This is a genomic window from Parafrankia sp. Ea1.12 (genome assembly GCF_900465275.1).
In the GTDB taxonomy this organism is placed as follows: Bacteria; Actinomycetota; Actinomycetes; order Frankiales; family Frankiaceae; genus Parafrankia; species Parafrankia soli.
Genome location: NZ_UBIZ01000255.1, coordinates 65654 through 92597, shown reverse-complemented (window position 1 = coordinate 92597; position 26944 = coordinate 65654). Strand labels below are relative to the sequence as shown.

Here is a 26944-nt window from a genome sequence, read left to right as displayed (position 1 = left end):
GGTAACGGGGCTCCGTGTGACGTTGCGGACACATTGGGTATCGATCCAGGATGCAGACACTCGCCGCCGTCATCGTCGCCCTGGTGCTGATCTCGCTTCCCATCCTGGCCGTCGCGGCCGTGCTCGCGGTCGTTTACCGCCGGGCGGCGCCCATCCGAGCCGCGAACGCGATCCCCGCCGCCCGCCCGGCCGGCGGGGACGTGGTTGCCAACCGTGCGGCATCCGGCGTCGGCCGGGCAGCCACCGGCGCCCGGCCGGTCGAGCGCCGTGGCGGCCGCCCGAAGCGGCCCCGCCGTCCACTGCTGTCGCGCCGCCGCCGCCGCCGCACCAGCACCGCCAACCGCGCCGGGACCGGCAGCCGCACCGGCACTGCCAACCGCACCGACCGCGCCGGCAGTCGGACGTCGTCCAGCTCGCGTTGAGGGCAGTTCTGGCCGGCCCGGGCCGTCGGGGGTGATGATTCGGGCGCGACCTGGCCGAACCGGTCGCATCGCGACACGGGGGAGGACATCGCGCGTCAGGATGGGCACATGAACAACGGCACGGCCACCGGCCGGGAGCCGGCGCCGCCGACCCGCGGGCTGATCGTGGTGGGGCCGGGTGCCGCCTTCGGCGGCCCGCTGCTGCGCCGGTTCGCAGAGGAGGGGTTCGCGCTCGGCGTGCTCTCGCGCTCCTCCGACACGGTGGCCCGGATTACCGCCGAGCTCGCCGCGGACGGCCACGACGTCACGGGCGCGGTCGCCGATGTCACCGACCAGGCGGCCTTCGGGACGGCGACGCAGCGGCTCGCCGCCGCGATCGGTGGGCTGACCGTGCTGGTCTACAACGCCAAGCTGAGCATCCGCGGCACCGCGTTCTCGGTGCGGGCGGACTCCATGAACCAGACTCTCGCGGTGAACGTGACCGGGGCGCTGACCGCTGTCCAGGCGGCGGTGCCCCTGCTGGTGGACCGGCCGGGCGCCACCGTCCTGCTGACGGTCGCGGGCACCCGCAGCGAGCCGGCGGCGGGGCGTTTCGCGCTCGCGGTGGGCAAGGCCGGCCTGGCGGCGATGGGCGGGGCGATGGCTCCCGGGCTCGCCGCCCAGGGCGTTCGCCTGCGCACGGTGGTGCTCGACGGCCGGGTCGGGCTGTCCGGGCCGTTGCTGCCGGAAGCCGTCGCCGATCACTTCTGGCACGCGTTCGCGGCTCCGGGCGGGACGGCGTTCCGCCTCGCCGCCCCACCGCGCCGGCGCCGCGGCGCCGCCCAGCTCCCGCTGGAGGTCTGACCTGACGATGCCGCCGGCGGCCCGCAGGCCCCGCCCGGCCCCGCCCGGCTCGGCCGGACATCGCCGGTTCTGGCGGCACCGTCCGGCTCGGGTGGACAACGCACGGAAAACGGATCGAACGGGGCGCTTCGCCGCGAGTCATGGAACAGCGCGTCACCGACGAATGTCCGGGTCGGTAATCCGACACGTACACAACACAGGTGATCGGACCCGACACCGCTGTCCAGCCGCCCCACGTGCGACCATCTTTTGATGGGCCGACGGTTCGGACGGCGGCCCGGCCGGTCGAAGGCTCGTGGTCGAGTGCTTCGGCCGTCACCGTGCCGCCGACCGTCACCTCGTTTCCGCCGCCCGATCGGGCCCGTGCCGGCCAGGCACGGGGCCCCGGGGCTGTGGGGCGATGCGTGCGGGGCCGTGCCGCCGGCCGGGCCACGCCGATCGTTGATCGGGGCGGTGGACGACTCGACATGACCGACTGTGACACGGCGGCGCCACGCCGGAGGCCCCGACGTGGCGCGGAGCGGGAGATGTTCCGGTGAACCACGGGCGCGGCGGGGACGGGCAGGAGCCCGCGGACGCCACCAATGTCATGCCCCCCGGGGGATCCGGCGGGGGCGAGGGCGGCACCAGGCCGACCCAGGACGTGCGGCGCCGCTCCCGGCCAGGAGCCCCGGCGGCCCCGCCGCCACCCGCGGACGCGTTCCGCCCGGCCGGTCCTCCACCACCCGCGGACGCGTTCCGCCCCGGCCGTCCGGTGCGCCCTGCCGACGAGCAGCCGGAGCACGATCACGTGCCCCCGATGACGGAGCCCACGCTCGGCGGGGCCATCGACGCGGTCCGGCGCGGTGCCGGGGCCCCTGGCGCGGCGGCGCCCGTCGGGCCGGGTGACCTGTGGACGGGGCCGGCCTCCGGTCAGTCCCCGCGGCCCGGTGCGACCGGCCCCCAGTACGGCCAGCCTGGTCAGGCCGCGGGCACCTACACCGACAGCGGCGGCCATGTCCGCCCGGTGCCCGGGAACGGTAACTACGGGGAGGCCTACCCGGCCGCGTCCGACAGCGGGGGTCTGCCGGGCGGCCCCGGTGGTCCGCCGGGTGGCTCGGGCCCGGAGCCGGGCCCGGCGCCCGCTCGGCGGCGGCGCCGCGGGCGCATCCTCGCGATCGTTGTTGTGGTCCTCCTTGTGCTCTTCGTGGTGGGCGACCGGGTGGCGGTCGCGATCGCCAAGGACCAGATGGTCAAGCAGATCGAGGTCAGCGTCGCGGAGAGCCTGGAGCCCGGCGCGACTCCGCCGACGGTGAAGAACGTCACCATCGGCGGCTTCCCGTTCCTCACCCAGGTGCTGTTCGGAAAGTTCAAGGACATCGGCGTCACGATCGAGGGAATACCAACCCCCGGCCCGCGTATCTCGCAGGTCCACGCGAATCTCAAAGGCCTTCACGTACCGCTCGGCGACGCACTCTCCGACAACGTCGGCGAGGTGCCGGTGGACGACGTCCGGGCGACGGTTCGGATCAGCTATGACGACCTGAACACCTACCTCGCGAAGCAGGATCCGCCGGTTCAGGTCAACCCGGTGGACGGCGGTGACCGGGTCGAGATCTCCAGCCGGATCGACACCGGGTTTCTCGGATCGCAGGAGATCGGTGGCGTGACCACCTTCGAGGTTCAGGACAACGCGCTCACCCTCGTGCCGTCGGAGCTGTCGCTGAAGGGCGCGATCAACGCCAACATCCCGCTCCCCGCGGGTCTTCGGCTCGACTCGATCCCCATCCCGATCGCCGGACTGCCGTTCGACCTCAACATCGTCGCGGCGTCGACGGACGCCTCGGGCCTCTCACTCACCGCGACGGCCAAGGACGTCATCCTGCCGGCCGCCCCTCAGTCGGCTGGCGGGCAGTGACCCGCAAGATCGTGATAATTCGGGCGTATCGCCGCGTCGAGGGCTGGCCAGAGGCCCCGGCGCGGGGTCGTGGCCGCCGAGCCGCCCGGCGGCGCCGGGCGGTGGTGGGCCGCGGAGCTCCCGCGGCGGGGGGCGGCCACAGTGCCCCCCGCGGTGGCGTCCACGGGCACCATGGAGATCGCGGCGGAGGGGTGTCCGCGCGGGCCGCGGGCGCGTACGGTAGCGGGTCAGATCGGCGACAGAAGCTGCTCCCGGGTCTTCCGGACGGGCATTGTCGGTGGTGCACCGATCCCGTCCTCGTCGCCGGTGCTCGTGCCGGACTTGCCACACTCGGTCACAGCTCCGCTGCTGGCGAGATATGAAAGGCACCGGGAAGTGAACGAACGACGCGAGGAGGGTTAGAGGTGTCGGCTCCAGAAACGGCTGAAGCGGCCCGTTCGACGGCGCTCGCGTCACCCGGGCTGGATCAAGGTCGACACCCGACGCTACGATCTGCGGCATCCCGCAAGATCGGTCAAGGTAGTGAGGATCCACCGGTGGTGGCACCGTTGCCCGTCCCGTCCGGAGACCGATCCGGACGATGTGCAGAAGAGGATTTCGGCGGGGCATCCCGGCCTGCGTCCCGTCGTGAAGGGGGAGAGTCGTGCAGACGACGTATCTGAGAGTCGTCACCGAGGCCGGTGCCGCCACTGTGCCGGCAGGTGAGCAGTTCATCATCGGACGTGCTCGGACCGCGGACTACGTCATCGCCGACAGTCGCGTCTCCCGACGGCACCTGCTGGTCGAGCAGACCGGATCGGGCTGGTCCGTCCGCGACATCAGCTCCAACGGCACCTGGGTCGACGGCCAGCGGATGCCCGAGTCGGTGAGCGTACAGGGCGAGGTCCGGTTCCGGCTCGGCACTCCCAGCGGGCCCGAGGTCGTGGTCATGCCCGAGTTCCCCGCCGCGCGCGGCGGGTTCGACGACGAGCCCGAGTACGACCCGGCCGGCTACGACATGCAGACGATGCTGCCCGGCTCCAGCGGCTACCAGCCCCCGCGGCCCACCGCCCCGACCCGGGGCCAGGGCGGCGGGCGCGGCTCGTCGTCGCCGACCGGGCCGGCCGCCGGCGGCGGCCGTGGCGGCAGCGGCTACGACCCGGCACGGACGCCGTCCGGCTCGACGAGCCTGGATCAGGAGCACGAGCGCCGGACGACCTACCGGCTCCGGCAGGGCACGATGTCGCTGGGCCGGGCCCGCGACAACGACATCGTCATCACCGACCTGTTGGCCTCCCGCCGGCACGCCGAGCTCTACATCAACCGCAACGGGCTGCAGATCGCCGACCTCGACTCGGCCAACGGCGTCTTCGTCAACGGGCGCCGCATCAGCCGGGCGAACGTGAGCCAGGGCGACGTGATCGCCATCGGCCACCACGTCTTCCAGCTCGAGGGCGAGCTTCTCGTCGAGTACCTCGACTCCGGCGACGTCAGCTTCGAGGCCGATGCCCTGAACGTCTGGGCCGGCGAGAAGCAGCTCATGCACGACATGACCTTCAAGCTTCCCGGGCGTGCGCTGCTCGGCGTGGTCGGCCCGTCCGGTGCCGGCAAGTCGACCCTGCTCAACGCGCTGACCGGGTTCCGCCCGGCGGACAAGGGCAACGTCCGCTACGCCGGGCGGGACATGTACTCCGAGTACGACGAACTGCGCCGCCGGATCGGCTACGTGCCGCAGGAGGACCTGCTGCACACGTCGCTGACCGTCCGCAGGGCGCTCGAGTTCGGCGCCGAGCTGCGGTTCCCGCCGGACACGACGAAGGCCGAGCGTCGGCAGCGGGTCGACGAGGTCCTCGCCGAGCTGGGCCTGACCGCCCACGCGAACACCCAGGTGTCGCGGCTGTCCGGTGGTCAGCGTAAGCGGACCTCGGTCGCCCTGGAGCTGCTGACCAGGCCGACCCTGCTCTACTTGGACGAGCCGACGTCCGGTCTCGACCCGGGCATGGACAAGAACGTCATGGAGTCGCTGCGCAAGCTGGCGGACGACGGCCGTACGGTCGTCGTCGTCACGCACAGCGTCGCCCAGCTCGACCTCTGTGACTACGTGCTGGTCCTCGCGCCCGGTGGCTACGTGGCCTACTTCGGCCCGCCCGGCGACGCCCTGCCCTTCTTCGGCGCGAAGGACTACCCGGACGTCTTCCTCACCCTCGAGGCGACCCCGGGTGCCGAGTCGGCGGCCCGGTTCCGGCAGTCGCGGTACTACGTCCCGGCGTCGATCACCGCGCCGTCGGCGCGGCCGGCGCCCGAGGACCTGCCGTCCATCCGGCAGCAGTCGGTCATCTCTCAGCTCGTCACGCTGAGTCGACGGACGATGGCCGTCGTCGCCTCCGACAAGTCCTACCTACGCCTGATCATCGCTTTCCCGTTCCTTCTCGGGGCGATCCCACGAGCAATCCCCGGGGATCTGGTGGTGCAAGCGGACGGGCCCAACAGAGACGCCCCGACGGTCCTACTGGTCGTAACACTGTGTGCCTGTTTCATGGGCATGTCGAACTCGGTACGAGAAATCGTCAAGGAGAGACCGATCTATCGCCGAGAACGGGCGATCGGCCTATCCCGGACGGCTTATATCGGCTCGAAGGTCCTGGTTCTGACCCTGGTCACGACCCTGCAGGCCCTGGTGTTCACGACGATCGCCCTGGCCGGCCGCAAGATGGGTGAAGGGCTGTTCGGCTTCCCCTTCCTCGAGGCCGCGGTCGCCGTGATCGCGCTGTCGCTCGCCTCGGCCATGCTCGGCCTGGTCATCTCCGCGCTGGTCGACAACGCGGACAAGACCATGCCGCTGCTGGTGCTCATCACCATGGCCCAGCTGGTCTTCTCCGGCGGTCTGGTTCCCGCGGAGGGGACGGACGGCCTCGAGCAGGCCAGCTGGATCGCACCGGCCCGGTGGGGCTTCGCCGCCCTCGCCTCGGTGATCGACCTGAACAAGATCTCCGGCTTCGGCACTCCGATCAACCCGGACTTCCCGGCCGACCCGCTGTACGACTTCACGAGCACCCAGTTCCTGATCGACCTCGGTGGTGCCCTCGCGGTGGGCACCATCTGCGTGATCGTCACCTCGCTGCTGGTGCGGCGGATGGACCCGAAGACGGCGAAGCGCCGCCCGGCCGCTCCCGTCCGCTAGGCGCCACCGCCACCCCACCGCCAGCGCGGTCGCGGTCGCGCACACACGGCACGCTCGAAGGGGCGGTGCCCACCCTCGACCAGGGTGGGCACCGCCCCTTCGGTGTTCCGGCCGGCCGGCCGGTGGACAAGCTCGTACGGGATCTGGTCGTCCACACCGGCGGCCGGGGCCGGCCGGCGTGCCGCGTGGCGGCGCAGACTCGGGCGCATGCCGGACGTTCACGACCGAGTCGTCGCCCTGGCCCGGAGGCAGGACGACATGATCACCCGTAGCCAGGCCCGCGGGCTCGGCCTGTCCGACGGGGCGATCGCCGCCCGCCGGCGGGCCCACGGCTGGCACACCCCGATCCGTGGCACCCTCGTCATCCCTCCGGTGCGTGACCGGGTGCGTGCCCATGCTCGGGCCGCGCTCGCGGCCGCCGGCGGGACGGTCTGCCTACTGACCGCGGCCCGGCTGCACGGGCTCCCCGGTCTGCCACCCCAGGGCACGACCGAGCCCGTCGACGTCGCCTTCCCGGGCGGGGCCGCGTTCCGCGGCCGGCGTGGCTGCCGGCGTCACTGCATGGAGCTGACGCCAGGCGAGACGACGGACCTCGCCGGCATCGAGGCGACAACCGCCCACCGCACGCTGCAGGACATCATCCTCCGCCTCGACCGCGCGATCTCCGTACCGATGCTGGACGCTCTCCTGCACCTCGGCTGGCCGAACGGTCGCGGTACATCCGGGGCGGCTCTCGGCGCGGTGCGTCCCTCGCCCGACTACGTGGACCTGAAGGAGGCGGTGCTGCGTCGCAACGATGCAGGTGAGGGGCCACCCGGCATCACCCGGTTATGGGACCTGGTGGACGGGCGCGCGGGCACCCCGCTGGAGTCGCGGGTGCGCCTGGCCCTGGCCGAGGCGGGCCTCGAACCGGAGGCGGTCCGGTGGGCGCCGCCCGGTCCGGCCACCGGCCGGGCCGGTGAGCGGGTGCATCTCGCCTGGCCGTCGGCCGGGCTGGCGGTGCAGACCTACGAGCTCGCGGCCCCGCCGGCCCGGGAGCGGCAGACCGCCCACCGGAGCCGGCTACAGGCGCAACTGGCCGACCTCGGCATGAGCACCCTGTGGCTCACCTGGAGCGACCTGCACGATCCGAACCATCTGGCTTCGCGAATCCGGCGCCGCCTCGCCAGCTCCGGCCGGTGAGGTGTTCCTGACCAGGCCAGCCCGGGCAGGTGGCACTGTTCGCTCAGGGCTCCCCGCCGGAAAGCGTCCAGCAGGTCAGCACCACGGTCGTCATGAGCACTGAACCAGGAAGAACCGTGGCCATGCCGCCCTGGCCGAACCCGAACACTCCGCCCAGCAGAACCCTGCCATGTCGCGTCTCACTCTCAGATCGGCCGCGACGGCCAACACGACCGTCTCCATGTCTCATTTCGTTGGTGGCGTCAGGTCGGCGGATATCAGGTCGGTGAGCGCGGCGTCCTTCTCGGAGAATCGAAAAACGATTCACCGCAGCACTGCCAACGGCAGAGACGTCGGCAGCTCATGGAAGGAACCGGGCAGGGGACGAACCGGGCAGGGGACGGAGTGGGCTACGACCGGTCTTCGGGCTCGGACACGGCAACGCGCTCAAGGATGACCAGAGGTCTCCAGGGAAGGTCGACTAACACGGCGGGGCGCAACACAGCTCGCTTCGCCGAGCAGACTTCCCGGCACACCGGGGTAAACGGTGTCGGTCCGCCATCGGGACCGCAAGTACCGCTGTCGAGGGGCTGAAACCAGAACCATCCCGAACAGCGTGATCGCCTGACGCTGTGTCTCGCGTCAGGCGATCACGCTGTTCGGGATGGAGGCGGTCCTCCCCGCGGGGAGGGGTGAGGTTTGGTCAGCCGCTCGCCCAGCGGATGTGGAAGCCTGCGGTGCTGGTGAGGAGACGGTCCGCCGCGGTCGTGTCCGCCGGGTCCGTGAGGTAGATCCGGCGGAGCGGCGTGCCCCGCTCGCCGGTGAAACTCAGGAGCTTTCCGTCGGGTGAGTAGGCCGGATCCTGGTCCCGCCCCGGCTCGGCGGTGACACGCTCCACTTGGGAGCCGTCGGTGTTCATCTGGTAGATCTCGAGGTCACCGTCGACCTCGCGGCTGAAGGCGATCCGCTTGCCGTCCGGGGAGAAGGTCGGGTCGGCGTCCCGGTTGCCCTGGCCGTTGGTGATCGGCGTCGGCTGGGAGTCGGGCCTCGCCGGGATCGTCACGATGAAGCCGCGGTCGCTCTCCGTCTCGGACGACCAGTAGGCGATGAGCTCACCGCTCGGTGACCAGGCCGGGTCGGTCGCCTGGGGCTTGGCGCCGAGGCGGAACAACCCGGCGCCGTCGAGCGAGACCACATACAGACCCGGGTTCGGGAATCCGGACTCATCGGTCGTCGACCGCACGACGAGGAACTTGCCGTCCGGAGACAGCGATGGCCGGGCGTCGTCGGCGATCGTCAGCTTCGCCGCGGGGCCGCTGGTGAACAGCTTCACCGGGGACCCCGATCCGTCCGCCGCCACCGCGTAGAGGGCGTTGGGCGAGCCCTTGCGGAAGAAGACGACCGTCCGGCGATCCTTGCTGATCGAGGGCAGCATGTCGTTCTCGGCCGCGGTGGTGATCGGCTTGATGTCCGTGAGCTCCCCCTGCGCGGGGGGAACGCGGCCTGTGAACAGGTCGTAGTTGCCGTTCTGGTCGCTGGCGAAGACCATCGTGTCGAGGTCGAGCGGGGTTGCCGCCTGCGGAATCCCGGACGCGGCCCCGCCGCTGGCGGGGGCTGACCCGCTGGACGCGGTGGAGCTGTCGTCGCTGTCGTCGCCGCCGCTGGTCGCGATCAGGGTCGCGGCGACGACCACCGCCGCGACCGCCGCCGCGGCGCCGACGATTACGGGCGTGCGGCGCTTCTTAGCTGACGCGCCGCCCGTGCCGCCCGTACCCGGAGTGTCGCCGCCCTGCGCAGGGGGCGTCGGGCCGCCTGCCTGGGGGTGGAAGCCGCCCTGGGCGCCCGGTCGGCTGCCGACGCCGGTCGGCAGCCTGGTGGGGGCCTCGGTGCTGCTGTAGCCGGCGGGGCCCTGGGTCCCGGCCGCGGTGGCCATCGTCGGGCCGTCCTCCGCCGGGCCGCTGCCGGGCACGGGCAGGTTCCAGCCCTGCAGGACGTTGGTGACCTCACGCGGGTCGATCGTGGCGTCGGCGTCCTCGCCGGAGTCACCGAGCAGGCGGAGCATGAGCTGCTGCGCGGTCGGCCGGGTGGTCGGGTTCTTGCGCATCGCGTGCCAGACGATGGGGTGCAGCGCCGGGTCGACGCCGTCGAGCCGCGGCTCCTCGTGCAACGCCCGGTAGAGCAGCACCTGCGCGTTGCCGTCCCCGAACGGGTAGCGCCCGGTGGCGGCGTAGGTCACCACACCGCCCCACGCCCAGATGTCGACGGCCGGGGTGACGGTTCCGCCCTCGATCTGCTCGGGGGACATGAAGGCGGGGGTGCCGAGCTGCTGGAGGTCACCGGTGAGGTTCGTGGCGGCGTCCAGCGCGCGGGCGATGCCGAAGTCGATGACGCGGGGCCCGAACGGTGAGAGCACGACGTTCGACGGCTTGAGGTCGCGGTGCACGATGCCGGCCCGGTGGATCGCGGTCAGCGCCGCCGCCACCCCGACGGCGAGCTGCTCGAGATTGGCGTCGGCGAGCGGGCCGTTGCGGGCGACGAAACGCGAGAGGGTCTCGCCCTCGATGAACTCGGTGACCAGGTAGGGCTGGGGCGCGTCCGGGTCGGCGTCGAGGACCTCCGCGGTGCAGACCCGGGCGACCCGGCGAGCCGTCTCGGCCTCGAGTCGGAACCGGGCGCGGAACTCGGAGTCGTCGGCCACGTCGGCGCGGATCACCTTGATCGCGACATAGCGGCCCTGCTGCGACTTGCCCAGGTACACCGTGCCCATGCCGCCCTGGCCGAGCTTGCTCAGCAACTGGTACGAACCGAGTTCACGGGGATCGTCCGCGCCGAGCGGAACGGTCCTCGCCGTCACACCGGCATCCGATGACATCGAGCCCACCCTCACCTGCCGTGGCGGGTCGAGTGCCTCATGTGAGGATCGCCGCCGTGTACCGGAGTCTGTTCACTATCGGTAGATCACTACCACAGAATTGGGTCCGAGCGCCATTCCCGCGAATCGGAAGAGAATCCTGTGCAGTCGGCATCACTGTATGCGGGGGCGGTGGTGAAAGCGCACCCCGCCCGGCTGTCTTTGGGCGGACATGCCCGCCGGCGCGGGGTCGGTGTCGGTGCTCCGACAATGCTGTGCGATTGTTCCGGGTGGCGTGCCCGCGCGGCAGCCCACCGGGACGGCCACCGGCGGTGGGCGGGAACAGGTACCGGGCGGTGGGCGGGAACAGCCAGGTCCGGGCCGCCTAGACGGCCGGCGGAGCCACGTCGACAGCCCCGGACCCGGCGGGCCCCCGACCGTCGACGGTCTCCTGGCCGGAATGCCCGGCCCACCACCTCCCGTAAAGCGTGCCTCGGATGCCTGTGTGTGCGCTGCCGGGCCGCGTGACGCCTGTCGTCCGGCGCGCGGCCGGTGGACGGGAAAACGGCGTTCCGGTAGGTGGTGGGCCTTGAAACGAGAGACCGGCCGGACCCGGGCGAGAGGAGTGCGCTCGGGTCCGACCGGTTCGTGAACAGGCGTGCGAGAACTATGTCACGATATGTACGCCGTAGCGTGCCGCGACGTTGTTCCACAGCTCGGCGTACGAGGTGGTTCCGTTACCCGCGATGACGTGCCCGCGGATGTGCTTGTCGGTGCCGCTGGTGGAGCCGACGAAGAACGGCGAGCCGGAGTCGCCGCCCTGTGGGAGGACACCGCCGGTGAAGGCGGCCACGGGCGACTTGCAGCCGCTGCTGGTGCAGACGGTGGCCGTGACGCTCTGCGCGGTGTGCCCGCAGTTCTCACCCGTCGTGCGGCCGCTGTGGCAGTAGTTGGTGAAACCGACGACGGGATTGCCGGCGCCGGCGACGTGGTAACCGGTGCTGCTGTTGACGCCGCCGCCGTAGATGAACGATCCGTACGACTGGCCGCCGAGCAGCTCCATGTCCTTGCTGGGCAGACCGTTGCCGCTGACGACGCCGAAGGTGCGGTTGCCCAGCTCCGTGACCTCGGTCGCGCCGTTGGGCGCGCAGTGCCCGGCGGTCACCTGGTAGCGGGTGTTCGCCGAGTTGGCGACGGTGTAGCCCGAGGAACAGATGGCCCCACCGGACCTGATCCCGGCGCCACCCCAGAATGCGGGGACGTCGTCGCGCCGGCTGAACAGGTCGGTGACCTTCCCCTTGCGGACCACGACCTGGCTCGCGTCCTTGCCGAGCAGCGCGGCCACGTCCCGCGCGGGCGCGTCGGTCTCGACGATGACCTTGCCCAGGTCGGGATCGGCGTAGACGCCGAAGGTGTAGGAGGTGCCCTTGGCCTGGACGAAGGAGACGACCTTCGACCCGATCGTGCTTGAGGTCGCGGCCAGATCGGCCGCGACCTGGTCCGTCGCGAAGGTGGCATCCGCGGCCGGAGCGGCCACCGCGTTGTCGACCGCGATGGTCGCCTTGCTGTCGCCTGACGAGTTCGCGGCGTACACCGGAATCGTGCTCGCGATCACGGTGAATCCGGCCATCGCCAGGCCGGCTCCGCCCCAGCGGAGCCTCGATCTGGAATTTCTCACCTATGTACTCTCCGAAAATCTGCAGAACGATTGTCGGATGCGTTCAGGTTGTCTGCCCACCTGGTGCATCTCTCCGAATCACTGGAGATCGTCGGCACAGTACCGAGGTGGTTCGGAGCGTCGATGTTTCGACGCCTGTCTCCTTCTTGACAAGGCAAGCCGCACAAACAGTGCGTTGTGCGGTGATGTCCGCGGCTAGTAGTCCTCGACCTTTTCCCGCCGGATCTGGACGAGATCGGCGTCGGCGCCGACGAGTTGGTCCGTCACGTTCGCGGGGGCGTCGGTCTCCAGGATGACCCGTCCTATCCCGGAATCGATGTAGACCCCGAAGGAGTACGAGGTGTCATGGGTCTGGGCATAGGACGTGACCCGGCGTTCTATTTCCGCCGAGACACGGCGTAGGTCTTCCGGGTCCGGGCGTGGTGTGGCATCTGTGTCGGCCGCGGGAGGGGAATCGGCCCCACCGCCCGGGCCGCGCACCGGACCGGGCTGGCACGCGGCCCCGGTCGCCGCCAGAACCGCGAGCAGAAAGCTGAGGCCACCGCGGCGGAGAATCGGCCTGAACCGTCCCATGGAATGTCCTCCTGCAGGTCGCCGGGGTGATGTCGGCACGGTGATTGTCGCCGCCCGGCGGCCCGCTTCGGCGCAGCGGCGGGCGCGGAGGGACCCGCCGGCCACGGACCGTTTCACCCGCCGCAGCCGCGCTGATCTGTCGGGTACCTGATGATCTGGCCTGTTACATGCATGCCCGGGGTCTCTGTGCGGGTGCACCCACAGTTGTGCCATTCTCGGCTACGACGTACCTCGCGCCCGGATGGGGTGGGCACGGCCGCGGTCGCGAGCGCCGACGACGAAAGGGCTGGACGCGTGCCGCGTTTTAGTCGGGCCACGGTGACCAGTGCGGTGCTCGCCGTCCTGGCGCTGATCACCGCGGTGACGCTCGTCACGCTCGCCGCCGTCCGTGATGATCCCGCCGCGTACGCGGCCGGCGGGCCCGGTGACGGCGGGAACGGCGGTGCCGGGAGCGGCGATCCCATCGGCCCCCGCTGGGGTTTCCTGCGCTCCGACGTCGTGTCGCCCGCGGCTCCGCTGGAGCCCCCCGACTCCGCCGCGGCCGGGAGCTGGCAGGTCGTCGACGCCCTGGCCGAGGCCCGACCGGTGATCTCCCGTACGGCCGTGGGCCGGTACAGCGTGGTTTTCCCCGGCCTGGGCGTGTCGCGGCGGCGCGGAGTCGCCCTGGCGACCGCGATCGGCGGGCCCGCCGCGGCCGGCCGAACCGGCACCGGCCCGAACCCAGCCACGACCGGCGCCGCGGATGCCGACGCCGACGCGCCGTCCGGTGCCGTCACCGACGCGGCCGCGCCGGCCCACTGCCACATCGTCGACTGGGACGCGGTGGCGCCACCACCGGGCGAGCCCGGCGCGGTGACCGGCGCGCGATCGGCGTCCGGGCCGCCCGGGCGGCTGGACGAGCGCGTCAACCTGGCCTGCCGCCGTCCGTCCGGTGACTTCGTCGACTCCCGGTTCAGTCTTCTGTTCACCTACGCACCCGAGGGCCACCGTCCATCGGTCGGGGATCCTCCATATGCGTACGTGCACCTCGACCAGGGCGGCCGCGCTGACTCCCGGCCCCGCGACGCCTACAGCGTGTCCGGGCCCGGCATGGTCCAGGTCCACCGTCTCGGCACCGGCCGCTATGCCGTCGACCTGGTCGGGTCGGAGTTCGTCCGCCCCGGGAACAACCTCCAGGTCAACGCGGCTGGTACCTCCGCCGCCGGGTGCAACGTCCTCGGCCGGGAGGTCAAGGCCGACCGGCAGTCCGTCCTGGTCGGCTGCGCCGACGGCACGACGTTGGCGGACACCCCGTTCGTCCTGCTGTACACCGACCGGAACGCGCTGGTGCCGACCGGCGCGAGCGACTTCGCGCAGTTGTTCACCGGCATTGTCCGCGACGGCGGACCCCTCGAGCCGGCGCCGCTCGGGGACCCGGTCGACGCCTGGGCGCGCTACTCGGCGAACAGCGCAGGGTCGGTCAACACGGTGCGGCGCACAGGAGTCGGCGTCTACGAGGTGGTCCTTCCCGGCGTCGCCGGGACGCCCGATCACCTCAGCGTGACCGCCTACGGCGAGCCGACCTCGAGGTGCTCGGTGGACAACTGGACGTCGGGCTTCAAGCCGAACGACGTGACCGCCACCGTCCGGTGCGTCGACGGGTCGGGCCGCCCGGTCGACAGCCACGCGAGCGTGGCCTATGTCAGCGCGGCGAACCTCACCGGCGGCTGACGCGCCCCCGGCCGGACCACCAGACGCAGTCGATGCCCCCGACATCGCCCCCGTTACCGCGTCGGCGGTCCGGCCTACGCCAGATTGAAGACTGCTTCACGTCGGCAGACCCCGTATGTTGCCGGGATTCCGCGACTCAATCCGGTAAATCCGTGCGCCGTGCGGCTCCGACCGCCGCCATCCGCGGATCAGGAGAGGCGCATTCCGGAGATGGCCCGCGCGACCACGAGCCGCTGGATCTCCGAGGTCCCCTCGAAGATGGTGTAGATCTTGGCGTCGCGGTACATGCGCTCCACCGGGTGCTCGCGGCTGTAGCCGGCGCCGCCGAGGATCTGCACCGCCTTCTCGGTCGCCCACACCGCGACCTCGCCGGCCTTGAGCTTCGACATCGAGCCCTCCCCGGCCTCGAAGCGCCGCTCGTTGCGGCCCATCCACGCGGCGCGCCAGATGAGCAGGCGGGCCGCGTCGATCTCCATCCGCATGTCGGCCAGCGCGAACGCGACGGCCTGGTTGGTGATGATCGGACGTCCGAACTGCTCGCGGTGGCGGGCATAGTCCAGCGCGTACTCGTAGGCGGCCCGGGCGATGCCCACCGCCTGCGCGCCGACCGTGGGGCGGGTCATCTCGAAGGTCTGCAGGGCGCCCTGGCCGGCGGAGCGGGAGCCCTCGCGGGCGCGGGCGAGCCGCTCGTCCAGTTTCTCCTTGCCGCCGAGCAGGCACCGGCCGGGCACCCGGACGTCGTCGAGGAAGACGTCGGCGGTGTGCGAGGCCCGCAGGCCGAGTTTCTTGATCTTCCTGTTCCCGGTCAGCCCGGGGGTGCCGGGCGGGACGACGAACGCGGCCTGGCCGCGGCCGCGCAGCGTCGGGTCGACCGAGGCGACGACCACGTGGACGTTCGCGATGCCGCCGTTCGTGATCCACGCCTTCTGGCCGTTGATCACCCATTCGTCGGTCGCCTCGTCGTAGCGGGCACGGACCCGCATCGACGAGACGTCCGAGCCGGCCTCGGGCTCGGACACGCAGTACGCGGCCACCTTCGGGTCGGCGGCGTCACCGAAGCACTGGGGCACCCATTCGCCGAGCTGGTCGAACGTGCCGGCCGACGCGATCCCGGCGACCGCCAGCGACGTTCCCATGATCGACATTCCGATGCCCGCGTCGCCCCAGAACAGCTCCTCGGAGAGGAGCGGCAGGCCCAGGCCGGTCTCCTCGGCCCACAGCGTGGCCAGCGTGTCGAAGTTGTAGAGGCCGATCTTGGCGGCCTCCTGGATCACCGGCCAGGGAGTCTCCTCCCGCTCGTCCCACTCGGCCGCCGCCGGGCGGACGACGTCCGCGGCGAAGCCGTGCACCCACCGCCGCAGCTCAGTCTGCTCGTCGGTGAGGTCGAGGCTGAAGCCGCTCATGGGTTCCTCTCGTTGCCCCGGCCGTCCGGACCGGTACGTGTCGCGCCGATGGGTCCTACATTCTCCCTTGACGATCCGTCGGCCGCCGCGTCGGGCGGTGCCGGGCGGTCGAACAGGCGGTGACGAGAGCGAGGCGGGATCATGGCCGATCTGCCGAACATCAACAGCACGCTGGACGCCGAAGAGCACGACCACAACCACGACCAGGCTTACGAGCGCGACGACTACGACGAGTTCGGGCTGCTCCACGAGAACGCCGAGGAGCTGGGCATCCCCCGTCAGGGCCGGCCGGAGGTCACCCGCGGCCACGTGGAGGTCGAACCCGGGCGGCGGTTGAGCCACATCCGATGGGGGACGGCCGACCCGGAGATCGTGTTCCTGCACGGCGGCGGTCAGAACGCCCATACCTGGGACTCGGTCGCGCTGGCCCTCGGCCGGCCCGCGATCGCCTTCGACCTGCCCGGTCACGGCCGGTCGTTCCGGCGTCCGGACCGGAACTACGGCCCGTGGGCGAGCGGCGCGGCGGTGGCGACGGCGCTGGGTGAGCTGGCGCCGAACGCGGCGGTCATCGTCGGCATGTCCCTCGGGGGCGCCACCACCATCCACCTCGCCGCGACCCGGCCCGACCTGTGCCGGCGCGCGGTCATCGTGGACGTCACCCCCCAGTCGGCCGACCGGAGCCGGGCGATGAACACCGCGGAGCGCGGCGCGGTGGCACTGGTCGGCGGCCAGCCCACCTACGACTCGTTCGAGCAGATGGCCGACGCGGCGGTCCGGCTCAGCCCGAACCGGCCGGCCTCGGGCGTCCGCCGCGGTGTGCGGCACAACGCCTACCAGCGCGCCGACGGCCGGTGGGCGTGGCGCTACGACCTGGGCGGCCCCGGCGCGACGACCGAGGTGACCGGCATGGACAGCCTGTGGGAGGAGGTGGACACGATCACTGTCCCGCTACTGCTCGTGCGCGGGGCGCTGTCCCGGTTCGTCCATGATGACGACGTCGAGCAGTTCCACCGCCGTCTGCCGGCGCTGCGCTCCGTCGTGGTGGACGGCGCCGGCCACGCGGTGCAGAGCGATCGCCCGCACGAGCTCGTCCGCCTGATCCGGGAGTTCGCCTTCGCCTAGCACGCCGGTGACTCCGACCGCGGGCCGCCGCGGGCCGCCGCGGGCCGCCGCGGTGCCGGCCCTTGCGCTGGCGCGGCGCCGGCAGGCGGCCCGGGAGTGCGGGGGACCGTCGCGGGTAGCCCAGTCTCATGGCTGGAACTGACACCGGTGCGATCGTGCGTGAGCTGCTCGCCCGGCACGGCCGCACGTACGCCGAGGAGATCGACGTCGACGTCCCCGCCGACACGGCTGAGTCGATGTTCGGACTGCTGGTGTTCGCGCTGCTCGCGAGCGCCCGCATCCGCACGCCGATCGCCGTCGGCGCGTTCCGTGCGCTGCGTGAGCAGGGGTGGACGTCCGCAGCCGCCCTGGGTGAGGCGTCGTGGGCGGACCGGGCCCGCGTGCTCAACCGCAGCGGGTACGCCCGCTACGACGAGAGCACCTCGCGCACGTTCGGCGACGCCTGCGCCTACCTGCTCGACACCTACGACGGCGACATCCGGCGCCTGCGCGACGCGGCGGAGCGCACCCCGGACCGTGAGCGGGTCCTGCTCCAGAAGATCAAGGGGATAGGGCCGGTCGGCGCGGACATCTTCCTGCGCGAGGCCCAGGCCGCCTGGGACGAGCTGGTGCCCTACGCGGACCAGCGGGCGCTGGCGGCGGCGGCCGAGCTGGGCCTGCCGACCGACCCGCGGGACCTGAGCGACCTCGTCGAACGCGAGGACGTACCGCGCCTCGTCGCGGCGCTGGTGCGCACCCGGCTCGAGCACGACGCCGACGACGTGCGGCAGGCGGCGGCCCCTGGCGGGTGACGGCCTCGGCACCACGGACAGGCTGCCCGGGACCGGGGCCCAGGCCGCTGAACGGACCTCAGCGAGGGAGTGAACAGCATGACGAATCTCGGTCATGACGCGGGCCGCCGTGCGGACACCGCGCGCCAGGTCGCGTTCCTCACCGCGAAGGAAGGCGTTGAGCAGGTCGAGCTGACCGGACCCTGGCGGGCCGTGCGCGACGCCGGGTTCACCCCGGTCCTGGTCTCGACGGAGGAGGGGACGGTCCAGGCGTTCCACCATCTCGACCGCGCCGACACCTTCCCGGTGGACGCGACGGTCACCGGCGCCGACCCGGGTGACTTCGACGCGTTGGTGCTTCCCGGCGGGGTGGCCAATCCGGACACTTTGCGCTGGCAGCCGGGCGTCGTGCCGTTCGTCCGGACTTTCTTCGACCGTGGTCTTCCAGTGGCCGTGATCTGCCACGGCCCGTGGACGTTGATCGAGGCCGACGTCGTCCGGGGCCGGCGGGTCACGAGCTGGCCGAGTCTGCGGACGGACCTGCGCAACGCCGGTGCCACCTGGGTCGACGACGAGGTCGTGATCTGCCGGTCGGGGCCCAATCCGCTGATCAGCAGCCGGCGGCCGGGTGATCTGCCGGCTTTCGAGTCCGCGCTCGTCGGTGAGCTGGCACCGGCGCACGTCTGAACGCGGCCCGGCGGGCTCCGCCGCGCGGCGGGCACGGCGACCGTCACCCCGGCCGTCGGCCGCGCGGCGCCGAGCTGGACGTAGCCTGGGTGGCCGAGGAGAATCCGCGCTCGATCCGTCCACCGGCAGCCGCGTGCCGTCCTTCGGGGTCGGCTGGTGCCGGGCCAGCGTTGGCCCGGCGACCTCCCGGGGAGCGGCCGGCGCCGTGGCCGGCGAAGGCGCCCATCCGGGAGACGCGGCAGGTCGACAGCGGGACACGTCGTGGTGTGCGCTTCGGCGGGCGGGATGATCCGGGTGTGGTGGGCTGTTGGCGCCCGTGTACCCGCACCGGGACCTCCTCCCGACCCGCCTCCCGCCACCCGACCCGAAGGGACATCCGGTGCCGACGACACGTGACGGAGAGCTCGCCCGTGAGCAGGCCTACGTCGACACCCTCTACGGCCGGCTGGACGAGGTCCGGGAGACCACCAAAGGACAACTCCGACAGGTGCTGCTCGAGGCTGGCACCGGCACGCCGCAGTCGATCGTGGAACGCGACGTGTTCGCCGCGACGCATGCCGACCGGCTGGCCCGGCTCGACGCCGCCGAGGGGCGGCTGTGCTTCGGCGCGATGGACCACGCGGCCGGGGGGCGCACCTACATCGGCCGGATCGGGCTGACCGACCAGGAGCAGGAGCCGATCCTGGTCGACTGGCGGGCGCCCGTGGCCACCGCGTTCTACCAGGCGACCATCGCCGATCCGCGTGGCCTGACCCGCCGCCGCCACCTGCGCACCCGCGGTCGGCGGGTCACCGGCCTCGCCGACGACCCGCTCGACCCCCGCGCCTACCTCGCGCAGGCCGGCGCCGCCGACGGGGCTTCGGGGGCCGCCGAGGGCGATGCGGCCCCCGAAGCCGGCGCGGGCGCCGAGGCCGGGTTCGGCGCGACCGGGGACACGATGCTCCTCGAGGCGCTGTCCGCCCCGCGCACGGGCCGGATGCACGACATCGTCTCGACGCTGCAGGCCGAACAGGACAGGATCATCCGGGCGGCGGCGAACGCGGTGCTGGTGGTCGACGGTGGGCCGGGCACCGGCAAGACCGCCGTCGCGCTGCACCGTGCCGCATATCTCCTCTACACCGATCGCGACCGGCTCGTCCGGTCCGGGGTGCTCGTGGTCGGCCCCAGCCCCGTCTTCCTCCGCTACATCGAGCAGGTCCTGCCCTCCCTCGGCGAGACCGGAGTGGTGTTCGCGACCCCGGGACGGCTCTTCCCCGGTGTGGACGCGACCGGCGAGGACCAGGTCGCCGCCGCGTCCCTCAAGGGCGACGCACGGATGGCCGACGTCATCGCCGGCGCGGTCCGGGACCGCCAGCGGGCACCCGGCCGAGGGGTGCGGATCCGCCACGACGAGCACGACCTGCACCTGGACCGCGACACCATTGTCCGGGCCAGGACCCGGGCCCGCCGCAGCCGCCGCCCGCACAACTCCGCGCGCCGCGTGTTCATCCGCGAGCTGCTCGGCGCGTTGACGAACCAGGTGGTCTCCCGGTTGCCCGGTGGCCTCTTCGAGCCCGAGGAGCGCTCGGAGATCACTTCAGATCTGTGGGCGGACCCCGGCGTGCGGCGGGCCCTGAACGACCTGTGGCCGCTGCTCACCCCGGCCCGCCTGCTGGCCGACCTGTACGCCTCGCCGGAGCTCCTCGCCCGGGCCGCCGGTACCCGGCTCACCGCCGAGGAACGCGCCCTGCTGCGGCGCGAGGGCCCGGCGGACGCGCCGGCGCGGCGCTCCGGCGAAACCCGCTCCGCCGAAACCGGCCGGATCCGCTGGACTCCGGCGGATGTCGCACTGCTGGACGAGGCCGCGGAGCTGCTCGGTGACCCGGAGGAGGCCGCCCGCCTCGACGAGGCGCGCCGCGCCGCCGCCGAGCGCGCGGCCGAGCGGGAGTACGCCCGCGGAGTGCTGGAGATGCTCGGCCTCGACGACCGGCTCGACGCCGACACGGTCGCCGAGCGCTGGACCGCACCCCGCCAGCGCCGCGGCGCCGCCGAGTACGCGACCGGGGACCGGACCTGGACGTTCGGCCACCTCATCGTCGACGAGGCCCAGGAGGTCTCGCCGATGCTGTGGCGCCTGCTTTGGCGGCGCTGCCCGGGGCGCACCGCGACGCTCGTCGGGGATCTCGCCCAGGCGGCCCGCCCGCGGCCGCCGGAGAGCTGGGGCGAACTGCTGGGTCCGGCTGTCGGCGCCCACTACACCGTCGAGCGGCTCACCGTGAACTACCGTACCCCCAGCGAGATCATGGACGTCGCGGCCGACGTGCTGACGGCGGCCGATCCCACGGCCGCGCCGCCCCTGTCGGTCCGCTCCGCCGGCCGGCGCCCGGACGCCGTCCGGATACCGTCCGCCGACGAGGCGCTCCTGCGGGGTGTGGTCGACGAGTCCGTGCGGGCCGCGGGCGAGGCGGCCGGGGGGCGGGTCGCCGTGATCTGCCCGCCGGGGCGGACCGCGGAGATCCGGGCCGCCCTGCGCGCTGCCGTGCCCCAGCTCGCGCTGCCGAGGCAGCCCGACGACCCGGACGACCGCCCGACCGGGACCCGGGAGCCGGCGGAGGCGGACCTGCTGCTGGACGCGCCCGTCGCCGTCCTCACCGTCGCGGAGTCCAAGGGCCTCGAGTTCGACGCGGTGGTCCTCGTCGAACCGGCCGAGATCCTGGCCGGCCCGACCCGGGGCCTGGCGGATCTCTACGTGGCGCTGACCCGGGCCACCCGCGTGCTCACCGTGGTGCACACCGGGGAGCTCCCGGGCGTCCTGCATCGGATGCCGGTGCGCGGTGGCCCGGCGACACCCGAGGCCGGCGCTGCCCCGAGGGCGACCAGTCGCACCGAAGCCGAGGCCCACACCGCCCACGCCCACACCGACACCGATGACACCGACACCGACGATGCCGACACCGATGCCGGTCTCGGTGACCCGGTGGTCGGAGGCCGCCAGCTCAACCTGCTGTGGTGACCTCCTTCCGGAGCTGGCGGTGGTACAGGCGCGCGTAGGCGCCGTCGGCCTGGATCAGCTCGGCATGGGTGCCGTGCTCGACCACGGAGCCGTCGCCCATCACGTAGATGCGGTCGGCGTCGACGATCGTGGACAGCCGGTGCGCGATGACTATGCGGGTCCGCCCCGCCCCGAGGCGGGTCAGCGCCTCCTGGACGGTGTGCTCGGTCGCCGCGTCAAGCTGGGAGGTCGCCTCGTCCAGGATGAGTACCGGCGGGTCGGAGATCAGGACCCGGGCGAGCGCGAGGCGCTGGCGCTCCCCGCCCGAGAGCTGGTAGCCCCGGGCACCGACCTTCGTCCGGATGCCCTTGGGTAGCCGCTCCAGCATCGGGCCGAGGCCCGAGTCGACCACCGCCGCGGTGATCGCCTCGTCGGTGGCGTCGAGCTGTCCGTAGCGGACGTTCGCGGCGATCGTGTCGTTGAACAGGTGCGGGTCCTGCGGGACGACTCCGATCGTCGCCCGCAATGCGCTCCAGGTGAGGTCGGCGAAGTCCGTGTCGTCGCGCAGGAGGCGGCCGCGGTCGGGGCGGTGCACCCCGGACAGGAGGTAGCCGAGCGTCGTCTTGCCCGCGCCGCTCGCTCCGACGATCGCCGTCTTCTCGCCGGCCCCGGCGATGAGCCGGACATCGCGCAGGGCCCAGCGGCCCGCGGGGCCGGCCTCCCCGGCCTGGGCGGCCTCACCCGAGGCCGCCTGCTCGGGTTCCTGGTCCTCGTCCTCCTCATCGTCCGCGACGTACCACCACCGGCGGCGCACGTCTCGGCCGGCGGCGGACCAGGCGTTCTGCCGGCCTCCGGCATAGCGGAACCACACTCCGTCCACCACGATCTCGGGCGCGCGGACGGTGGGCGCGCTCGCCTCGGCCGGTGCCGTGCCGCTCCCCGCGGCCGGCGCGCCCGCGCCCGGCCCGGTGGCCCCACGGGGAGCCGGAACCCCGACCAGCCCGGTGCTCGACTCCGCCGCCCCGGCCGCCGCGGACCTGCCCGGGGCCGGCCGGCCCGCCGGCCCGGCGGTGGTGGTGGGGAGGTCCCGTGGGTCGGGCACCAGGTCGAGCAGCCCGAAGATCCGGTCGAAGGCGACACCGGCCTCGATCAGGTCGGCCCGGCTCTCGGCCAGGCCGGTGACCGGGCGGTAGGCGAACAGCAGCGCGCTCGCGAACGCGACCAGCGTTCCGACGGTCGCGCGCTGGGTGCTGACGAGCCAGATGCCGACGCTCATCACGGCGACGATGGCGAGCGCTGCACCAGCCGATGACATGAGCTGCGCCAGCGCGGACACCCTGATCCGCTTCAGGGAGATCCGGCGGGTCTGGTCGGCGATCGTGGCCAGCCGGCCGGACTCGTACATGCTGCGCCCGAACAGCCGTACGTGCAGGGCTCCCGACACGCTCGTCGTGTCGGTGATCAGGGCGAAGTGCGCCGAGCGCAGCTTGATGTGCTCCCTGGTCAGCTCGCGTCCGCGGCGCCGGCCCAGCGTCATCAGGCCGAAGACCAGCGGAGACAGGAGCACGGCGACCAGCGCGAGCCGCCAGTCCAGCAGGACGATGCTCACCACGCCCACCACCGCGGTGACCCCGGCGCTGATCGCGCGCGGGACGGAGAGCGACACCGCGCTGCGGACCTCGGCGATGTCCCCGCCGAACAGGGTCAGGACGTCGCCGTGCCGCTGGCCGGGGAAGAACGAGAACGGCAGCCGGAGCAACTGGTCGTGGATCGCGACGGTCGCGCGCATGTGCACCCGTTCACCGACACCCGAACCGACGAGGGTCGAGACGGCGCCCAGCAACGCCTGGAGAAGGAAGGCGGCCAGGAGCAGCGCGACCTGGCCGACCAGCGCGGTTCTGTCCTGGGTGGCGGACTGGTCGATCAGCCCGTCGTCGACGACCGCGCGCAGCACGAACGGAGTGACGGCCACGGACACGGCGCCGACGAGATCCAGCGCGACGATGGCCACCAGCCGGCCGCCCTGGTCGTCGAAGAAGCGGACCCCGCGCCGCGCCGTGCGGCTCGCGGTGAGACGGGCCAGAAGGAGCGCCATGAGAGTGGGGACCAGCGAGGCGCCGCGATCCGCCCCGCGGCGGCCACCGGCAGCACCGGAGCCATCACCGTGGTCGGCGCCAGCTCCGGCGGCGCCAGGGCCGGCCGCCAGGCCGGTCGGGGGCGGAGCTTTGGACGACATGTGCACCTCCCGTAGACACTCGATGATCGCCTGGTTGGGCCGGCATGATCCGGTGGTACGTCGGGATCGTCTCCCAGACCTACGACAGATCTCGGCTCACCAGCGAGACGACAACACCTGGACACGTCCCCTCGCCCGCGGCACCACTCGAAGGACTCGACCGGGGGCGGGGACGACCTGGGCGTACAGGGGATAGAGCTACCGAGGGCCGGGCCGCCCGATAACGGGCCGTCTCGGTGTCGGGCCGGCCCTCGGTGTGGTTCGGTGCGGACGGGAGGCGCGATGCGCGACGGTGATCTGCCCGGGGGCTCCCGGGCGGAGCGAACGACCCGCGCCCAGCCCGGCCGGGGCCGGAACCGGGGCCGGGGCCTGGGCCTGGGCCGCTCCCGGCCGGCCGGGAGCGGGAGCGCAGCGGCACGGGGCGAGGCTGAGGCCCGGGAGCTGGTCGCGCGGCTGCGCGCGGCCACCGGATCCGCCGTGGTCCGCACCGCGGGTGGCACGGCACCGGTGGTCGATCATTCGGCGCGGCGGCGCGCCGAGTACTCCTCGGACGCCTCCAACTACCGGGTCACCCCCGAGGTCGTCGTCCTGCCGCGCGACGTCGACGAGGTCCTCGCTGTCGCCGCGGTCTGCCGGGAGACGGGCACCGCGCTGACGGTGCGCGGCGCGGGGACGTCCATCGCCGGCAACGCGGTCGGCCCCGGGGTCGTCATGGACCTCAGTCGGCATCTCACCGGAACTCCGGACATCGACCCGGATTCCAGAACCGCCAAGGTCGCCCCCGGTCTGGTGCTGGACGACCTGCAGGCCGCCGCGCGCCCGCACCGGCTGCGGTTCGGCCCCGACCCGTCCACCCACGGTCGCGCCACCCTCGGCGGCATGATCGGGAACAACGCCTGCGGGGCGCACGCGGTGGCCTACGGGCGGACCGCCGACAACGTCGTCGCCCTCGACGTCGTGGACGGCACGGGCCGCCGTTTCGCCGCCACCGCCGCGGCGACAGGCACGCCACCGTCCGGCAACGGATCGCCTGCCGGGCCGGTGGTGCCGGGGCTCGACACCTTCGTCCACGCGAACCTCGGAGTGATCCGGACGGAGCTGGGGCGGTTCGACCGGCAGATCTCGGGCTACTCGCTGGAACATCTGCTGCCCGAACGCGGTGCCCATCTCGGGCGCGCTCTCGTCGGTACCGAGGGCACCTGCGCCGTCGTGCTCGGCGCGACGGTCGGGCTCGTCGAGGTACCGGCCGCGACCGCGCTCGCGGTGCTCGGATACCCGGACATGGCGACCGCCGCCGACGCCGTCCCCGGCCTGCTCGGCCACCGCCCGCTCGCCGTCGAGGGCATGGACGCCCGCCTCGTCGACGGGGTGCGCCGCCACCGGGGGAGCGGCACCGTCCCCACGCTGCCCGATGGCGGCGGCTGGCTGTTCGTCGAGGTCGGCGGGCCGACCGGGTCGGACGCCGCGGCCGCGGCGGCGGCGGTCGTGGCCGACGCGGGAGCAGGGGCGTCCATGGTGCTGCCGGCCGGGCCTGTGGCCGCGGCGCTCTGGCGCCTGCGGGAGGACGGGGCGGGCCTGGCGGGGCGCACCCCGGACGGGGCCCCGGCCTGGCCGGGCTGGGAGGACGCCGCCGTCCCGCCCGCCAACCTGGGTTCCTACCTGCGTGAGTTCGGCAAGCTGATGCGGGCCCACCAGCTGGACGGCGTCGCCTACGGTCACTTCGGCGACGGTTGCGTGCACGTGCGGATCGACTTCCCGCTCGCCGAGCACCCCGGCCGGCTGCGGACCTTCCTCACCGCGGCGGCGCACCTGGTCGTCGCGCACGGCGGCTCGCTGACCGGCGAGCACGGGGACGGGCGGGCCCGCGGCGAGCTGCTTCCGATCATGTACTCGCCGGACGCTCTGGCGGCCTTCGCCGCCTTCAAACACATCTTCGACCCGGACGACCTGATGAACCCCGGCGTCGTCGTGCGCCCACGGCCGCTTGACGCCGACCTGCGCCGCCCGCGGGCCCGTCCGCTGCCGCGGGTGGAAGGGAGCTTCGCGCTCACCGCGGACGCGGGGGACCTCACTCAGGCCGTGCACCGCTGCGTCGGCCTGGCGAAGTGCCGGGCGGACACGTCCACGTCCGGGGGCTTCATGTGCCCGTCCTTCCTGGCCACCCGGGACGAGAAGGACTCGACCCGGGGCCGCGCGCGGGTCCTGCAGGAGCTTGCCGCCGGTGGCCCCGCCGGCCCGGGTGGTGCGCCGGCCATCCCCGCGCCCGCGCGGCGGGAGTGGCGCGATCCGGCGGTGCGCGAGTCGCTCGACCTCTGCCTGTCGTGCCGTGCCTGCGCCCGGGACTGCCCGGCCGGTGTCGACGTCGCCCGGTACAAGTCCGAGGTGCTGCACCGGGCCTACCGCCGTCGCCCGCGACCGGCGGCGCACTACGCCCTCGGCTGGCTGCCCCGGTGGACGCGTCTCGCCGGGCGCGCGCCCCGGGTGGTCAACGCGGCGCTGCGCACCGACGCGATCCGCCGTCCACTGTTCCGGCTCGGCGGTCTGGACGCCCGCCGCGCCGCGCCGGAGTTCGCCGCGGAGCCGTTCCACCGCTGGTGGCGGCGAACCAGCCGGAACGCGCCGGCCGCCACCGGCGACCGGACGGACCCACCGGTGCTGCTGTGGGTCGACACCTTCACCGACGCGTTCGCGCCCGGCGCCGCGCGGGCGGCGGTCGAGGTCCTCACCGCCGCCGGCCACCGGGTACTGATCCCGAGCGGACGGCCCGCCTGCTGCGGCCTCACCTGGATCACCACCGGCCAACTGGACGGGGCGCGGCGCCGCCTGCGCCGGGCCCTCGACCAGCTCGCCCCCTACGCGCTCAGCGGGATCCCGATCGTGGGGCTGGAGCCGTCGTGCACGGCTGTTCTGCGGGACGACCTCGTCGAGCTGTTCCCCGGAGACCGGCGGGCCGAGGCGCTCGCGGCGGGCGTGCGGACGCTCGCCGAGCTGCTGACCCAGGATGGCGGCCCCGAACGGCGCCCGGCCAGGAGCCCCGCCGGCGGCGGAAACCCGGCCGGTGGAAGGAACCCCGCGGGCGGGTGGCGGCTTCCGCGGCTGGACGGCGTGCGGGTGCTCGCGCAGCCGCACTGCCACCAGCACGCGGTCATGGGCTTCGAGACCGACAGCGCGCTGCTGCGGGCCGCCGGCGCGGAGGTCGAGACCCTGGCGGGGTGCTGCGGCCTGGCCGGTGACTTCGGGATGCGGCGTGGGCACCACGACATCTCGGTCGCCGTCGCCGAGCGGGCGCTGCTGCCCGCCCTGCGCGCGGCGGGGGAGGACACGGTGCTGCTCGCGGACGGCTTCTCGTGCCGCACGCAGGCCGCCCAGCTCGGTGGCCGGACTGCTTATCACCTCGCCGAGCTACTTGCCAAAAAGTTGCGTCCCGGCTGACCCAACGGTCGAATTTCACAGAAACAAC

Annotated in this window: 16 protein-coding genes; 11 read left to right on the top strand and 5 right to left on the bottom strand. The window is 73.0% G+C overall.

Annotated elements, in window-relative coordinates; all coding sequences use genetic code 11:
- Positions 1-50 precede the first annotated feature (50 nt).
- From FMEAI12_RS11380 to FMEAI12_RS11355, 5 genes are all read left to right on the top strand, one after another.
- On the top strand, positions 51-422 hold the full coding sequence (locus tag FMEAI12_RS11380) for a hypothetical protein (RefSeq protein ID WP_112105982.1): 372 nt from the start codon (positions 51-53) through the stop codon (positions 420-422).
- 108 nt (positions 423-530) lie between these two features.
- Positions 531-1265 carry an SDR family oxidoreductase gene (locus FMEAI12_RS11375; protein ID WP_071066602.1) on the top strand — a complete coding sequence of 245 codons (735 nt, stop codon included), beginning with the start codon at positions 531-533 and terminating at the stop codon, positions 1263-1265.
- Positions 1266-1800: 535 nt separating this feature from the next.
- The gene (locus FMEAI12_RS11370) at positions 1801-3162 is read left to right on the top strand and encodes a DUF2993 domain-containing protein (RefSeq protein ID WP_165938692.1); all 1362 of its coding nucleotides are present in this window, start codon (positions 1801-1803) and stop codon (positions 3160-3162) included.
- A 643-nt stretch (positions 3163-3805) separates the two neighbouring features.
- A complete protein-coding gene (locus FMEAI12_RS11365; RefSeq protein ID WP_112105981.1) occupies positions 3806-6322 on the top strand; it encodes an FHA domain-containing protein in 2517 nt (838 codons plus the stop codon).
- Positions 6323-6580: 258 nt separating this feature from the next.
- On the top strand, positions 6581-7504 hold the full coding sequence (locus FMEAI12_RS11355; protein ID WP_235013897.1) for a hypothetical protein: 924 nt from the start codon (positions 6581-6583) through the stop codon (positions 7502-7504).
- 682 nt (positions 7505-8186) lie between these two features.
- Here the strand turns inward: FMEAI12_RS11355 and FMEAI12_RS11345 are convergent.
- The 3 genes from FMEAI12_RS11345 to FMEAI12_RS11335 all read right to left on the bottom strand — a co-directional run bounded on the left by FMEAI12_RS11345 (position 8187) and on the right by FMEAI12_RS11335 (position 12585).
- Positions 8187-10355 carry a protein kinase gene (locus FMEAI12_RS11345; protein ID WP_112105995.1) on the bottom strand — a complete coding sequence of 723 codons (2169 nt, stop codon included), beginning with the start codon at positions 10353-10355 and terminating at the stop codon, positions 8187-8189.
- Positions 10356-11001: 646 nt separating this feature from the next.
- Positions 11002-12012 (bottom strand): S1 family peptidase, encoded by a 1011-nt coding sequence (locus FMEAI12_RS11340; RefSeq protein ID WP_235013896.1) that lies wholly within the window; start codon positions 12010-12012, stop codon positions 11002-11004.
- A gap of 195 nt (positions 12013-12207) precedes the next feature.
- Complete coding sequence (locus FMEAI12_RS11335) at positions 12208-12585, bottom strand: hypothetical protein (RefSeq protein WP_112105977.1); 378 nt, start codon at positions 12583-12585, stop codon at positions 12208-12210.
- Positions 12586-12879: 294 nt separating this feature from the next.
- Between FMEAI12_RS11335 and FMEAI12_RS11330 the strand changes: the two genes are divergently transcribed.
- Complete coding sequence (locus FMEAI12_RS11330; RefSeq protein WP_235013895.1) at positions 12880-14295, top strand: hypothetical protein; 1416 nt, start codon at positions 12880-12882, stop codon at positions 14293-14295.
- A 188-nt stretch (positions 14296-14483) separates the two neighbouring features.
- Here the strand turns inward: FMEAI12_RS11330 and FMEAI12_RS11325 are convergent, their stop codons facing one another.
- A complete protein-coding gene (locus FMEAI12_RS11325) occupies positions 14484-15698 on the bottom strand; it encodes an acyl-CoA dehydrogenase family protein (protein WP_071066596.1) in 1215 nt (404 codons plus the stop codon).
- 141 nt (positions 15699-15839) lie between these two features.
- On the opposite strand from FMEAI12_RS11325, the gene FMEAI12_RS11320 reads away from it, so the two are divergent.
- The 4 genes from FMEAI12_RS11320 (at position 15840) to FMEAI12_RS11305 (ending at position 21269) form a co-directional block, all read left to right on the top strand.
- Positions 15840-16820 (top strand): alpha/beta fold hydrolase, encoded by a 981-nt coding sequence (locus tag FMEAI12_RS11320; protein WP_112105975.1) that lies wholly within the window; start codon positions 15840-15842, stop codon positions 16818-16820.
- A gap of 128 nt (positions 16821-16948) precedes the next feature.
- Positions 16949-17611, top strand: a complete 663-nt coding sequence (locus FMEAI12_RS11315) for a hypothetical protein (RefSeq protein ID WP_071066595.1) — start codon at positions 16949-16951, stop codon at positions 17609-17611.
- A gap of 78 nt (positions 17612-17689) precedes the next feature.
- Positions 17690-18277 (top strand): type 1 glutamine amidotransferase domain-containing protein, encoded by a 588-nt coding sequence (locus FMEAI12_RS11310; RefSeq protein WP_112105993.1) that lies wholly within the window; start codon positions 17690-17692, stop codon positions 18275-18277.
- A gap of 379 nt (positions 18278-18656) precedes the next feature.
- Positions 18657-21269, top strand: a complete 2613-nt coding sequence (locus FMEAI12_RS11305) for an ATP-binding domain-containing protein (RefSeq protein WP_112105992.1) — start codon at positions 18657-18659, stop codon at positions 21267-21269.
- Here the strand turns inward: FMEAI12_RS11305 and FMEAI12_RS11300 are convergent.
- Positions 21253-23484 carry an ABC transporter ATP-binding protein gene (locus FMEAI12_RS11300; RefSeq protein WP_235013894.1) on the bottom strand — a complete coding sequence of 744 codons (2232 nt, stop codon included), beginning with the start codon at positions 23482-23484 and terminating at the stop codon, positions 21253-21255. The two genes, FMEAI12_RS11305 and FMEAI12_RS11300, sit on opposite strands and share 17 nt — an antisense overlap.
- 282 nt (positions 23485-23766) lie before the next feature.
- Between FMEAI12_RS11300 and FMEAI12_RS11295 the strand changes: the two genes are divergently transcribed.
- The gene (locus tag FMEAI12_RS11295) at positions 23767-26916 is read left to right on the top strand and encodes an FAD-binding and (Fe-S)-binding domain-containing protein (RefSeq protein ID WP_112105973.1); all 3150 of its coding nucleotides are present in this window, start codon (positions 23767-23769) and stop codon (positions 26914-26916) included.
- The last annotated feature ends 28 nt before the right edge of the window (positions 26917-26944 follow it).

Bases quoted from the DNA above. Each gene is read 5' to 3' on its own strand.
- FMEAI12_RS11380 (WP_112105982.1), top strand. From the start codon at position 51: ATGCAGACACTCGCCGCCGTCATCGTCGCCCTGGTGCTGATCTCGCTT.
- FMEAI12_RS11375 (WP_071066602.1), top strand. From the start codon at position 531: ATGAACAACGGCACGGCCACCGGCCGGGAGCCGGCGCCGCCGACCCGC.
- FMEAI12_RS11355 (WP_235013897.1), top strand. From the start codon at position 6,581: ATGATCACCCGTAGCCAGGCCCGCGGGCTCGGCCTGTCCGACGGGGCG.
- FMEAI12_RS11345 (WP_112105995.1), bottom strand. From the start codon at position 10,355: ATGTCATCGGATGCCGGTGTGACGGCGAGGACCGTTCCGCTCGGCGCG.
- FMEAI12_RS11335 (WP_112105977.1), bottom strand. From the start codon at position 12,585: ATGGGACGGTTCAGGCCGATTCTCCGCCGCGGTGGCCTCAGCTTTCTG.
- FMEAI12_RS11325 (WP_071066596.1), bottom strand. From the start codon at position 15,698: ATGAGCGGCTTCAGCCTCGACCTCACCGACGAGCAGACTGAGCTGCGG.
- FMEAI12_RS11320 (WP_112105975.1), top strand. From the start codon at position 15,840: ATGGCCGATCTGCCGAACATCAACAGCACGCTGGACGCCGAAGAGCAC.
- FMEAI12_RS11315 (WP_071066595.1), top strand. From the start codon at position 16,949: ATGGCTGGAACTGACACCGGTGCGATCGTGCGTGAGCTGCTCGCCCGG.
- FMEAI12_RS11310 (WP_112105993.1), top strand. From the start codon at position 17,690: ATGACGAATCTCGGTCATGACGCGGGCCGCCGTGCGGACACCGCGCGC.
- FMEAI12_RS11300 (WP_235013894.1), bottom strand. From the start codon at position 23,484: ATGTCGTCCAAAGCTCCGCCCCCGACCGGCCTGGCGGCCGGCCCTGGC.
- FMEAI12_RS11295 (WP_112105973.1), top strand. From the start codon at position 23,767: ATGCGCGACGGTGATCTGCCCGGGGGCTCCCGGGCGGAGCGAACGACC.